Origin of the sequence: Campylobacter sp. CS_NA3, assembly GCF_027797495.1 — a bacterium.
Taxonomy (GTDB): domain Bacteria; phylum Campylobacterota; class Campylobacteria; order Campylobacterales; family Campylobacteraceae; genus Campylobacter_B.
Genome location: NZ_CP115609.1, coordinates 1,160,005 through 1,172,824, shown reverse-complemented (window position 1 = coordinate 1,172,824; position 12,820 = coordinate 1,160,005). Strand labels below are relative to the sequence as shown.

14 protein-coding genes are annotated in these 12,820 nt (G+C 37.1%); 10 read left to right on the top strand and 4 right to left on the bottom strand.

Annotated features, from left to right (window positions below; all coding sequences use genetic code 11):
* Nucleotides 1-17 precede the first annotated feature (17 nt).
* From PF026_RS05875 to PF026_RS05865, 3 genes are read right to left on the bottom strand one after another with little or no spacing between them, the layout of a single operon-like run.
* Complete coding sequence (locus tag PF026_RS05875) at nucleotides 18-638, bottom strand: LutC/YkgG family protein (protein WP_270860567.1); 621 nt, start codon at nucleotides 636-638, stop codon at nucleotides 18-20.
* The gene (locus PF026_RS05870; RefSeq protein ID WP_270863586.1) at nucleotides 631-2,058 is read right to left on the bottom strand and encodes a LutB/LldF family L-lactate oxidation iron-sulfur protein; all 1,428 of its coding nucleotides are present in this window, start codon (nucleotides 2,056-2,058) and stop codon (nucleotides 631-633) included. The genes PF026_RS05875 and PF026_RS05870 overlap by 8 nt, the downstream gene beginning before the upstream one ends.
* Nucleotides 2,055-2,792, bottom strand: coding sequence for a (Fe-S)-binding protein (locus PF026_RS05865; protein WP_270863585.1), 738 nt, complete (start codon nucleotides 2,790-2,792; stop codon nucleotides 2,055-2,057). Before PF026_RS05865 ends, PF026_RS05870 begins: the two co-directional genes overlap by 4 nt.
* Nucleotides 2,793-3,200: 408 nt before the next feature.
* On the opposite strand from PF026_RS05865, the gene PF026_RS05860 reads away from it, so the two are divergent.
* The 10 genes from PF026_RS05860 to PF026_RS05815 all read left to right on the top strand — a co-directional run bounded on the left by PF026_RS05860 (nucleotide 3,201) and on the right by PF026_RS05815 (nucleotide 11,403).
* Nucleotides 3,201-4,859, top strand: a complete 1,659-nt coding sequence (locus PF026_RS05860) for an L-lactate permease (RefSeq protein ID WP_270863584.1) — start codon at nucleotides 3,201-3,203, stop codon at nucleotides 4,857-4,859.
* A gap of 148 nt (nucleotides 4,860-5,007) precedes the next feature.
* On the top strand, nucleotides 5,008-5,433 hold the full coding sequence (rplM, locus tag PF026_RS05855; RefSeq protein ID WP_270860571.1) for a 50S ribosomal protein L13: 426 nt from the start codon (nucleotides 5,008-5,010) through the stop codon (nucleotides 5,431-5,433).
* A gap of 2 nt (nucleotides 5,434-5,435) precedes the next feature.
* A complete protein-coding gene (gene rpsI, locus PF026_RS05850; protein ID WP_270860572.1) occupies nucleotides 5,436-5,825 on the top strand; it encodes a 30S ribosomal protein S9 in 390 nt (129 codons plus the stop codon).
* A gap of 136 nt (nucleotides 5,826-5,961) precedes the next feature.
* Entirely contained in the window at nucleotides 5,962-6,954 is a 993-nt protein-coding gene (locus PF026_RS05845; RefSeq protein ID WP_270860573.1) for an OmpA family protein, read from the top strand.
* 61 nt (nucleotides 6,955-7,015) lie between these two features.
* The gene (locus tag PF026_RS05840; RefSeq protein ID WP_270863583.1) at nucleotides 7,016-7,657 is read left to right on the top strand and encodes an HAD family hydrolase; all 642 of its coding nucleotides are present in this window, start codon (nucleotides 7,016-7,018) and stop codon (nucleotides 7,655-7,657) included.
* Between the two features lie 86 nt (nucleotides 7,658-7,743).
* Nucleotides 7,744-8,487: a 3-oxoacyl-ACP reductase FabG gene (fabG, locus tag PF026_RS05835; protein ID WP_270863582.1), complete on the top strand. Its 744-nt coding sequence runs from the start codon at nucleotides 7,744-7,746 to the stop codon at nucleotides 8,485-8,487.
* 66 nt (nucleotides 8,488-8,553) lie between these two features.
* Nucleotides 8,554-8,787 (top strand): acyl carrier protein, encoded by a 234-nt coding sequence (gene acpP / locus PF026_RS05830; RefSeq protein WP_270860576.1) that lies wholly within the window; start codon nucleotides 8,554-8,556, stop codon nucleotides 8,785-8,787.
* Nucleotides 8,788-8,801: 14 nt separating this feature from the next.
* Nucleotides 8,802-10,019, top strand: coding sequence for a beta-ketoacyl-ACP synthase II (locus tag PF026_RS05825; protein WP_270863581.1), 1,218 nt, complete (start codon nucleotides 8,802-8,804; stop codon nucleotides 10,017-10,019).
* Between the two features lie 2 nt (nucleotides 10,020-10,021).
* Nucleotides 10,022-10,957 carry an acetyl-CoA carboxylase carboxyl transferase subunit alpha gene (gene accA / locus PF026_RS05820; RefSeq protein WP_270860578.1) on the top strand — a complete coding sequence of 312 codons (936 nt, stop codon included), beginning with the start codon at nucleotides 10,022-10,024 and terminating at the stop codon, nucleotides 10,955-10,957.
* Nucleotides 10,958-11,136: 179 nt separating this feature from the next.
* On the top strand, nucleotides 11,137-11,403 hold the full coding sequence (locus tag PF026_RS05815; protein ID WP_270863580.1) for a hypothetical protein: 267 nt from the start codon (nucleotides 11,137-11,139) through the stop codon (nucleotides 11,401-11,403).
* A gap of 40 nt (nucleotides 11,404-11,443) precedes the next feature.
* Here PF026_RS05815 and rho read toward each other — a convergent pair whose 3' ends face one another.
* Nucleotides 11,444-12,766 carry a transcription termination factor Rho gene (rho, locus tag PF026_RS05810; RefSeq protein WP_270863579.1) on the bottom strand — a complete coding sequence of 441 codons (1,323 nt, stop codon included), beginning with the start codon at nucleotides 12,764-12,766 and terminating at the stop codon, nucleotides 11,444-11,446.
* Nucleotides 12,767-12,820: the final 54 nt, after the last annotated feature.

Genomic DNA, 12,820 nt, shown 5'->3' with positions numbered 1-12,820 from the left:
TAAAAAGGGGAAATTTGTTAGTATAGCACTACATGGACATTTTGTGGGCCATGAACACCAAGAACTGTTATAAGCTCAATATCAGCCGTGCGAGATGGTCCCATGATAAAGATGATATTTGTAGGTAATTCATCTTTGGTAACTTCTGCTAGGGCTTTATCAAGGCTTTCTACAAGGGCGTCTTTTTTAAGCAAAATAATGCAGTTAGTCGGAAGCAAGCTAAGAAGCCTTGGTTGCTCTTTTGAGCTAACCACGCAACATACGCCGAAATTTGAAACACCAAGTCTTGCTTGGATAATTGAAGTATCGGCATCAAAAACCTCTTCTCTTATCTCATTTACCGGTTTGTCAAACGGCAATTTGTCTGCTTTTAATTTATCGGTTTTTATCGGTAAATCTGAACCAAACATAACCGTTTTTGCGCCGACGGTTTTGATGATTTCTTCAACTTTTGCTTGAAGTCCTTTTGCGTCTGTCTCATGAACGACGGCCTTATTATTTGTCAAATTTGTTTTAAAATTCTCATATTTATCGCCGTCATTTGCGACAAAATGAGTTATATCCAACGGTTCAATCTCGGTTCTTTTAGCTACTCTATTTGACCTAATTTTAGCTAAAATTTTCTCTTTGCTACTCATAGATTACTCCTTCGATTTTTTGGACATCTGCGTGTAGATTTCCTTTTAAAACAGGCGGCGTTCTGTGTCTTGTCCATAGTTTTACAACAGGAATAGAATCTGCATGCTTCACAACGAAATTTGAGAACATTGAGCCCATTTTTATACCATTTCTCCACATAAATCCGTTTGTTGTAACCATTCTAAATCCTGCAAAGCCCATTTTTTCTAATTTGCTATGTTCTAGCAAGTCTGAACCTTTTGCTTTTTTCTTACCTTCACCGACTTTGTTGCTTCTTAACTTTCTAATTGTTTCTGCCAACGGAATTCTTACAGGACAAACTTCGCTACATCTACCGCAAAGTGAGCAGAAATTAAGAATATCTGCGTTTTTTTCCATACCGAAAATTTGTGGGCTAATTACTTCGCCGATTGGTCCCGGATAGACTGCATGATATGTATGACCACCGATTTTATCATAAACAGGGCAGTAGTTCATACAGGCACCGCACCTAACACATCTTAAAGCTTCATAGTATTCTTCATTGGTTAGCATATCACTTCTGCCGTTATCTAATAAGACAACATGGACTTCTTTTGGACCGTCTAGTTCACCCTCTTTTCTAGGACCTGTGATAATGTTGTTGTAGCAAGTAATAGGCGCACCTACGGCTGATGGAGTAACAGGAGAGTGAGCGCTTACTACATCTTCAAATGTCTCTAAAACTTTTTCTATACCACAGATTACGATATGTACATCAGGAGCCGTGGTGCACATTCTACCGTTACCTTCGTTTTCTAGCAACCAAATAGCTCCTGCTTTGCTAATTCCAAAATTCGCACCTGAAATACCGATTTTCATCGTTCTAAATGCGTTTCTTAGGTGATTTCTAGCGATTGCATTTAGTTTTTCCGGTTCGCTCTCTAACGGCGCACCTAATCGCTCCTGAAAAATTCTACCGACTTCATTACGATTTTTATGAATCGCAGGAACAACGATATGCACAGGCGGATCTTGGATTAATTGAATAATCAATTCACCAAGGTCGGTTTCCATAGCCTTGACACCCCTATCTTCTAGATAGTGATTTAGGTGAATTTCTTCACTAGCCATTGTTTTTTGTTTTAAAACTTTGTCCCCGTTGTGAGATTTTATAATTTGATAAATTATCTCGTTTGCTTCACCGCCATCTACTGCCCAATGCACTTTCATACCATTTTTTGTAGCGTTTGCTTCAAATTCGAGTAGTCTTTCATCAAGTGTTGCAAGAGCGTTATTTTTAACAGTTTTTGCTCTACTTCTTAACTCGTCAAAATTTTTAAATTTTGTAGTGCTAAGCCTGTTTCTGTTGCCTTGAAGAGTGTGCATAGCTTTATCTAAATTTTCTCTTAGTTGCTTGTCGGCAAGCTTTTGATTTACTAATTTTTCATGATTCATCATAGCTTTTCCCCTTCAATTCTTTTTATTAAAAAGTCATACAAATGTATTGCTTTTACTTTTGAGCCCATTTTTCCCATAGTTCCGGATATATTTAACAAGCAACCCCCGTCACCGGATACTAAAAATTCAGCTCCGCTTTCTTCGATATACTTTATTTTTTGACTTACCATTGCGTTTGAAATTTCAGGTTCTTTTACCGCAAAAGTTCCGCCAAATCCACAGCATTCTTCTTCTCTTTCTAAATCTATTAATTCAACATTTTTAAGTTGTGCTAATAAATTTTTTGCAGATTGAATTGATTTTTGAACTCGCAAGGCGTGGCAGTTTGAATGCCAAGTAATTTTTACTTTTTCGCCTTTGTCTTCATATTTAGCTTTTAAAACTTTGTCTAAATATTCGCATAAATCATAGACCCTAGAACCAAATTCTTTGGCTTTACCTTCAAACTCTGTACCCTTAAATAGCTCTACATAATCGTGTTTCATCATTCCGGCACATGAGCCTGACGGAACTATGACAGGATAGTTGTCTTTAAAAAGATCCATGTTATATAATGCTATTTTTTTGGTATCTTCAAAATAACCTGTGTTATAGCTTGGTTGTCCGCAACAGGTTTGATCTTTTTTGAAAATAACCTCTACGCCTTCTCTTCTTAAAAGTTTTATAGCATTTAAGGCAGTTTGCGTGTAGATTGCGTTACCAAGACAGGTTGCAAAAAAATAAACCTTACTCACCTTTACTCCTTTCCAAAATGATTTTGTGAAAATAAATTCAACAAGTTAATTTTAACATAAATTTGAAAATTTGAACATTAAATAAAAAATAAATTTTGCTTTAATATTAAACTAATTTATAACTTTATCAAATCAAACCAAATCAAATTAAGTTTAGTTAAAGCTAGTTTAAAAAATTTAAATTTGCTTTGTAAATCCCAACTTACAAGCATAACTACTTATTTTTATTTGTTTTTTATCTGTGTATAATTTGCAAATTTGCTTTTATTATATTTTGCTTAAAGCTGTTTTTTTTAAAAAAAAATTTAAATTATTTTTTAGTTTATTATTCATTAATTTTTGATATAATTCCCGTATAAGAATTGTTAATAGATGATTCGAAATCTAATTCTATAAAGGAGTTCTACGATGCATACTTTGTTGGCGTTTTTACCTATTATCGTCATTTTAATTATGATGATAGGTTTTAAACTAAGTTCTAGGCTTTCACTTAGTGTCGCTATGTTTTTAGCTATCGGCATTGCTCTGTCTGCATTTAGTGTAAATGCTGATGGGACTAGCGTTTTAGCCTATGTGCTTTTAGGTTTTTTAAAGGCGTTTGATATTTTGGTTATCATCTTTGGTGCTATTTTAATATTAAACACTATGAAATACTCAGGTGCTATGCAATCAATCAACAACGGCTTTACCAAAATTTCAACTGACCGCCGTGTTCAAGTGTTGATTATTGGTTGGGCATTTGGTGCTTTTATTGAGGGTGCTGCCGGTTTTGGAACACCTGCTGCTTTGGCAGCTCCGCTTCTTGTCGGTCTTGGTTTCCCAGCTCTTGGTGCAGCTCTTGCATGTCTGGTTTTAAACAGCTCTCCTGTTAGTTATGGTGCGGTTGGAACCCCTACATTTGGTGTTAAAACTACCGTTCAAAGTCTTGTAGAAGGAAGCGGTGGAAATATAGATTCATATATCACTACCGTTAGCACAAACACTGCTATTATCCACTCAATAGGTGCTATTTTTATTCCTTTTATCGTTGTTATGATAATGGTAAAACTATTTGGTAAAAACAAAAGCTTTAAAGATGCTTTCCCTGCATTGCCATTTGCATTGCTTGCTTCTTTAAGCTTCATAGTTCCTTATTTGATAGCTGCGAAATTTTTGGGTATTGAGTTACCATCGCTTCTTGCTGGTCTTATATCTCTTGGTATTCTTATTGTAGCTGCAAAAGCCGGATTTATGACACCAAAAGATAATTGGGATTTTGCTCCTCGCGCTGAGTGGCAAGAGTATTGGATTGGCTCAACACAAGCCAAAGTAGAAGAGACTAGCAAAAAAGATATGTCATTATTTATGGCATGGTTACCATATATCCTTATTTCATTTATACTAGTTGTTACTCGTATTCCTGCAATCGGATTAAAACCAATTCTACAAAGCTGGAAGATAAATTTATTTACCGCAGATAGCCTAATGTTTGGTGTTCCGGGCACTGCATATAGCTTCAACTACGGCTATTTACCAGGTATTATTCCATTTATCTTGGTTGCTATCCTTACTATATTCTTACACAGAATGAGTGGCGAAGATGTAAAAGAGGCTTGGAGCAAAACTTTCAAACAAGTTGCGGCGGCGGCAATTCCACTAGCAGCAGGTCTAGCTTTGGTTCAACTTATGCTAAATGTCGGCACAACAGTCGATGGAACGAACTACTCTATGATTAAGCTTATGGCTAAATTCTTTGCCGATATTTCAGGTCAAGCTTATGTTGCTGTTGCACCGCTAGTTGGTGTTCTTGGAGCGTTTTTCTCTGGTTCAAACACAGTATCAAACATGCTCTTCTCAGGTCTTCAATACGAAACCGCTACGCTTGTTGGTCTAAAAACCGAAGTTATTGTTGCGCTTCAAAATGTCGGTGGTGCTATCGGTAATATGATATGTATTAACAATATCGTTGCGGTTTGTGCAACCGTTGGTCTATTAGGTAAAGGCGAGGCTAGATGTCTTACTTATAACTTAGCACCTTGTATATTCTATGTAATATTGGCTGTTATTTTAGGTACAATATTGTTATAATTAAAATAATGGGAATTCTATTTTTGATGGTAGAATTCCCACTTTCACACTCTTTTTAATAAAATTCTTTAAATTTAACTTAAATTCAGTTTCTTATAAGTTTATTTTTTGTAAAATCACACTTTCAAATTTTACAAAGGCGGAAAACATGACAAAAATTACTAAGCCTAGCGAAGTAAAACGCGACTGGATCGTTATAGATGCGACAGGCAAACGATTTGGTAGAATGCTAACCGAAGTTGCAGTTTTATTGCGTGGCAAACACAAACCAAACTATACTCCAAATGTTGATTGTGGCGATTGCGTCATCATCATAAATGCTTCAAAAGCAGTTTTTACAGGTGCAAACAAAGGTGAAGATAAACTATATCATAGTTATTCAGGATATTTCGGAAGTTTAAAAAGCGTCAAATTTGAAGATATGTTGAAAAACAATCCTGTAAAACTTTACAAACTTGCTGTTCGTGGTATGTTACCAAAAACAAAACTTGGCAAAGAGATGATTAAAAAGCTTTTCGTTTATGAAGGAAGTGAACATCCGCACACTGCTCAAACAACTAAAAAAGGAAAATAATTATGGCAACAGTTTATGCAACAGGAAAAAGAAAATCAGCCGTAGCTAAGGTTTGGGTAAAACCAGGAAGCGGTAAAATCGTCGTAAATGGTATGGATTTAAATACTTGGCTTGGCGGACACGAAGCTATCAAACTAAAAGTTGTTCAACCACTTTTAGTTACAAAACAAGAAACTTCAATGGATGTAACAGCGCAAACATTGGGTGGTGGTTACTCAGCACAAGCAGAGGCGTTAAGGCACGGAATTTCAAGAGCATTGGCTGCTATGGATAAAGATTTTAGAGCTTTATTAAAACCAAAAGGTTTGCTAACTCGCGATTCTCGTGTAGTAGAAAGAAAGAAATTTGGAAAAAGAAAGGCAAGAAGAAGCCCGCAATTTTCAAAAAGATAATATTTTATTTCCCGCATTTTTGCGGGAAATTTTATCAATTATTTTTTTCAAGCAAATATTAAAGTTTATTTGTTTAAAAAAGATTTTAATTTTTGTGATAAAATTGAGAAATAAGTTTTTTTTGAAAGGATGTTTAATGAAAAAAGTTTTACTTGCATTAAGCTTATGTGCTTCAACTGCTCTTATGGCAAATGAAGCAAATTATGGTTGGGAAATTAGCCCTACAATCGGTGGAAGTATGCATGAAGGCAACATGGACCTTGATCAAGCTTTCCTTTTTGGTTTGAGAATTGCTAAGAATTTAGAAAATTCTTTTATTGATCAAATCGAACTTGGTTATGACCGCTCAAACGGCATTGGTTTAGATGAAGCTACAAGCACCGTTGAACCAGATGCAGATTATTATTTTGCAAATGTTGTAAAAAACATTGTAAATTTCACTGATAATTTGAAACTTTATGGCTTACTAGGTCTTGGTTATATGGATTATAACGCAAAAGTTTCAAATGAAGATTATGATAGCGGTTTTGGTCAATATGGTCTTGGTCTAAAATACTACTGGACAGACAATTTTGCAACAAAACTTGAAGCAAGAGATGCTATCAGATTTAATGATGGCAACCATATCTTGTTCTACACACTTGGCTTTGCTGCTGATTTCGGTAAAAGATATGCAGACGCCACTCCTGCTGGTTGCGCAGATGAAGATAATGATGGTGTATGCGATAATGTAGATAGATGTCCTGGTACACCTGCTGGTGTAGTTGTAGATGAATACGGCTGCGAAAAAGTTATTAGATTAAATCTAGGTGTAAATTTTGCAACAGATAGCGCAAAAATCAGCCCAGAATATATGGAAGAAATTAAAACAGTTGCTAACTTCATGGGAGACAATCCTGATTATTCAGTTATCCTAGAAGGACACACTGATAGCACAGGTTCAGCTGCTTACAATCAAAAACTATCAGAAAAAAGAGCTGCCGCTGTTGCTGGTGCGCTTCAAAATTTCGGCGTTGATGCTGCTAAAATTTCTAGCGTAGGTTACGGCGAAACTCAACCAATCGCAACAAACGCTACAAAAGAAGGTCGCGCTCAAAATAGACGCGTTGATGCAAGATTTAGACGATAATTCTTGTTTTGATAAATTCTTGGGCGGGGCTTTTTAGCTCCGCCTTTTTTTTATTCCCAAAATGAAACCAACGATTTTATTTGATCTAGATGGAACTTTAATAGATTCTACTTCTGCGATTTTAGCGGGGTTTTATCATGCTTTTGATAAATTTGATTTTGCTAAACCAAAAGATGAAGCCATAACTTCACAAATCGGCTATCCGCTTGATATAATGTTTGCAAATTTGGGCGTTAAAAATGAGTTTATTGATGAATTTGTAAAAGCCTATAAAGAAAAATATTTGCAAATTTATTTAAATCAAACGACTTTGTTGGACACTGCTTACGAAGCGGTCAAATTTGCAAATGAATTTGCAGATCTTGGCGTGGTTACAACGAAAACTTCAAAATTTTCTCACATTTTGCTTGAACACTTGGGAATTTATAGGTTTTTCAAAACTATTATCGGCAGGGAAGACACGATAAATTTAAAACCACATCCAGAACCCATTTTAAATGCCTTAAATAAAATGCAAAAATCTAACCAAAATGCTTTTATGGTGGGTGATACCAAGCTAGATGCAATCGCAGCAAAAAGTGCGGGTATAAAAAGTATCGGTTTGCTTTGTGGATACGGAAGTCAAAACGAGCTTGAAAAACATTGCGATTTTGTTTGCAAAAATCCCTTAGAAGCACTGAATTTGATAAAAAATTTGTTTTAAATTTTTATATCGATAAAAAAGTTTTTATACGAGAAATTTACGATAAGTTGCTATAATACGAAAAAATTTTCAAATAAAGGTAGAATATGAAATTTAGTGGAAAAAATGTTTTAATAACAGGTGCAAGTCGCGGAATAGGCGCGGGAATCGCAAAAAATTTAGCAAATTTGGGACTTAAAGTTTGGATAAATTATCGCTCAAAACCCGAAATCGCAGACGCCCTAAAAAATGAAATCGAAAATGGCGGCGGAAAAGCAGCGGTTATCAAATTTGACGCGACAAATGAAGAAGAATTTATAAATGCAATAAATTTGATAGTAGAAAGTGATGGCGAATTAAGCTATCTTGTAAATAACGCAGGAATTACAAATGATAAGTTAGCTCTTCGTATGAAACTAGAAGATTTTACTAGCGTAATCGAAGCAAATTTGACATCAGCTTTCATCGGCTCACGCGAAGCTTTGAAAGTGATGAGCAAAAAACGCTTCGGCGCGGTTGTAAATATCGCTTCAATCGTCGGTGAAATGGGAAATGCAGGACAGGTAAATTATAGTGCAAGCAAAGGCGGAATGATAGCGATGAGCAAAAGTTTTGCCAAAGAAGGCGCTAGTAGAAGTGTGCGATTTAACTGCGTAACACCGGGATTTATCGCTACTGATATGACGGATGCTTTGAGCGATGATGTACGAAAAAGTTATGAAGATAATATTCCGTTAAAAAGATTTGGTAGTACCGAAGACATCGCAAATGCCGTTGCGTTTTTATTAAGCGATAACGCTAGTTACATTACGGGCGAAGTTTTAAAAGTCAATGGCGGACTTTATATGTAGGTTTTTGTAAATTTTAAGGATAAATATTATAGAATTGAAAGTTAATTTTTTAAAAGGAGCTTTAAAATGGCAGTATTTGAAGATGTAAGAGATGTAGTTGTTGATCAACTTAGCGTTTCAGCTGACGCTGTTAAATTAGAATCTAAAATCATCGAAGATTTGGGTGCTGATTCTCTTGATGTTGTTGAGCTAGTAATGGCTTTGGAAGAAAAATTCGGTATCGAAATTCCTGATAGCGAAGCAGAAAAATTGCTAAGCATTCAAGATGTTGTTACATTTGTTGAAAATTTAAACAAATAATTAAAGGAATAGTTTTGAAGCGAGTGGTGGTAACCGGCGTCGGTATGATAACTTCTGTCGGCTCTGACGCACAAAGCAGTTTTAAAAATATTTGCGAAGGTAAAACGGGAGTTTGCAAGATAACTCATTTTGATCCGAGCGAATTTTCAGCTCAAATCGCAGCCGAGATTAAAGATTTCGATCCGACTAGTGTCGTTGAAGACGGCAAAGAAGTCAAAAAAATGGATAGATTTATCCAGCTTGGCTTAAAAGCTGCTAAGGACGCTATGGCTGATGCGAATTTTAAAGACGGTGAATTTGATAATGACGAATTTGGCGTAAGTTCTGCTGCGGGTATCGGCGGACTTCCGAACATTGAGATAAATTCAAATGTCTGTTTGGAGCGTGGGCCAAGACGCATAAGTCCGTTTTTTATACCATCGGCACTTGTAAATATGCTAGGCGGATTTGTATCGATTTATCATAAGCTAAAAGGTCCAAATTTAGCTAGTGTTACTGCATGTGCAGCTTCAACTCACGCTATTTGCGAAGCCGCAAAGTCTATTATGATCGGTGAAGCTAAAAAAATGCTAGTTGTCGGCGCAGAAGCAGCTATTTGTCCTGTTGGAATCGGCGGTTTTGCGGCGATGAAAGCACTTTCGACACGAAATGACGATCCACAGCACGCTTCACGCCCGTTTGACGGGGAGCGAGATGGCTTTGTTATGGGCGAAGGCGCAGCGGCACTTGTTTTAGAAACTTACGAAGATGCCGTCGCAAGGGGAGCTAAAATTTACGGCGAGTTAATCGGTTTTGGCGAGAGCGGAGACGCATACCACATGACTTCTCCGACACTTGATGGTCCATACAGAGCGATGAAAAAAGCTTATGAAATGGCAGGAAAACCAAAAATAGACTATGTAAATGCGCACGGAACTTCGACTTCGGCAAATGATAAAAACGAAACAGCGGCTCTAAAAGAGCTTTTTGGAAGTGCTGTTCCGCCTGTAAGCTCAACAAAAGGGCAAACAGGACATTGTCTTGGTGCGGCAGGTGCGATAGAAGCGGTTGTTAGCCTACTTGCTATGCAAGAAGGAATTTTACCTCCAACCATAAATCAAATTTCAAAAGATAGCGAGTGCGATTTGGATTATATCCCAAATGTCGCCAGAAAAGCCACTGTCGATGTCGTTATGAGTAACTCATTTGGGTTTGGCGGCACGAACGGCTCTGTAATTTTTAAAAGGGTTTAAAAATGGCTAGTTATTTGGATTTCGAGAAGTCTATAAAACAGATTGATGATGACATTACAAGTGCCAAGATTAAAGGCGATGAAGATGCCGTTAAAATTTTAAAGGCAAATCTCGAAAAAGAAATAACAAAAGTCTATAAAAATTTAAACGAATACCAACGATTACAGCTTGCAAGACACCCTGACCGCCCTTATGCGCTTGATTATGTTAGGGCGCTTTTAAAGGATTATTACGAAATTCACGGGGATCGTGCTTTTAGAGATGATCCGTCGATTGTCTGTTTTATCGGTATGATAGGCGATAAAAAATTTGTAGTAATCGCCGAACAAAAGGGCAGGGGAACAAAATACAAACTAATTCGAAATTTCGGTATGCCTCATCCAGAAGGGTATCGCAAGGCGCTAAGAGTGGCTAAAATGGCTGAGAAATTTGGTCTGCCGATTTTGTTTTTGATCGACACTCCGGGGGCGTATCCCGGAATCGGAGCAGAAGAGCGAGGACAAAGCGAAGCCATAGCACGAAATTTATGCGATTTAAGCGATTTAAAAACTCCTACTATCGCCGTTGTTATCGGCGAAGGCGGAAGCGGCGGGGCTTTGGCTATCGGCGTTGCTGATCGTTTAGCAATGCTACAAAATTCGGTTTTTTCTGTTATTTCACCGGAAGGCTGTGCTGCTATTTTGTGGAACGATCCAGCTAAAAGCGAAGCTGCCACAAAGGCACTTAAAATCACGGCAGAAGAGCTTAAAAATCTAAATTTGATAGATGCAGTTATCGCTGAACCAAAAAACGGCGCACACAGAGATAAAGCAGGAGCCGCAAAAGCTCTTGGGGATTATGTTTTAAATGAGCTTAAAGAATTAGAGCTTCTCTCACCTGAACAGCTTGTAGCAAAAAGACAAGAAAAAATCCTAAATTTGGGTGCTTTTAAAGAGTAGTTTTATAAATTACTCAAAATTCTTTTTATTAAATTTATTGCAAATTTATATTCAAAAATCATCTTAAATTTTACAAATTCCGATTATTTACGCATAAATTTATCGTATTAAGCTTAAATTCAGCAAATTTTAATGGGGGGGGGGCTATAATCACTTATTATTTTTTCTAAGGAGTTTTTATGGCAGATGAAAAAATCATAGTTGTCAATCAAAGTAGTGGCAATACGGCTGGAATTCTAGCTATCGTATTTGCTATTTTAGGAATTTTCTTTTTGGGAATTTTATTTGTCCCACTTGCTCTTATTTGTGCTATTATTGCTACGATTAAGGCGGTTAAAGGTTCGGCTTCAAAACTTGTTGCCATTATAGCTTGGATTTTATTAGTAGTTGCATTTGCAACTAGTCCAGTTTTACTTTCTATGCTTGGTTTTGGTATGGCTCGTTAAAAATTTTTGCTTTTGCTTTTGTGGCAAAAGCAAAAATTTTCTACTCGTTCATAATAGACAATAACTCTTCGTTATTTTTAGTTTTTAGCATTTTTGCGTATAAAAATTTAAGCGCCTCGATGTCGTCCATAGTCGAAATCGCCGAGCGAATCGCCCAAATTTTTTGCAAATCAACAGGATTTTGAAGCAACTCTTCTTTTCTTGTGCCTGATTTTATGATATTTATTGCAGGGTAAATTCGGCGATCAGAGATATTTCTATCTAAAATCATTTCGCTATTTCCCGTGCCTTTAAATTCTTCAAAAATAACATCGTCCATGCGAGAGCCTGTTTCTATCAAGGCAGTTGCGATAATAGTTAAACTTCCGCCAAATTCGATATTTCGTGCAGCACCAAAAAAGCGTTTTGGTTTGTGGAGTGCGTTTGCATCAACGCCGCCGCTTAGCACTTTTCCGCTACTTGGGGCAACGGTATTATAAGCTCGTGCTAAACGAGTAATACTATCAAGCAAAATAACGACATCTTTTCCCATTTCGACGGCGCGTTTTGCCTTTTCGATGACGAGTTCTGCTACACGAACATGGTTAAACGCAGGCAAGTCAAAGGTCGAGCTAAAAACTTCGCCTTTAACGCTTCGTTGCATGTCGGTTACTTCTTCTGGGCGCTCATCGACGAGTAGCACCATAAGCTCGACTTCTGGGTGGTTTTTTGAAATGCCGTTAGCAAGCTCTTTCATAAGCTCGGTTTTTCCGGTTCGTGGCGGAGCTGTGATAAGCGCTCTTTGACCTTTTCCGATAGGCGTAAATAAATCCAAAACTCGCCCTGTTAGCTTCATTGGATCGTATTCGAGTTTTAGTTTTTCAGTCGGGAAAAGCGGGGTAAGGTTGTCAAAAAGCGGTCTTTCTTTGGCTTCGTTGATTGATTTATAATTTATCGCTTCGATTTTTAAAAGCGCGTAATATTTTTCCTGCTCTTTTGGCTCACGCACCTGACCTGTTACTATATCGCCCACGCGAAGTGCGAATTTGCGAATTTGCGACAGGCTTACATAGGCGTCATTTACGCTATCTGTAAGGTTTGAATCAATTCCCCTTAAAAAACCGTATCCTTCGTTTGTAACTTCGAGAATTCCTGTAAATAGGACAAAACCGCCTTGTTTTGTCTGCATTTTTAGGATTTCAAAAACCAAATCTTGGCGACGGAATTCACGCGGATTTTCAATGCCGAGCTCTTCGGCGATTTTAACTAAATTATCAAGATCAAGCGATCTTAGTTCTTCGATCTGATAGCCATCGACCGGTATATGCGTTCTAGCGTGTTGCTTTTTTCCGTTTGTAACATTATTTGTATTTGTGTTTTCCATTTTTCCTCTTCATAAATTTAGAAAATGTGGGATTGTAAGTTTCAAATGAGTTTT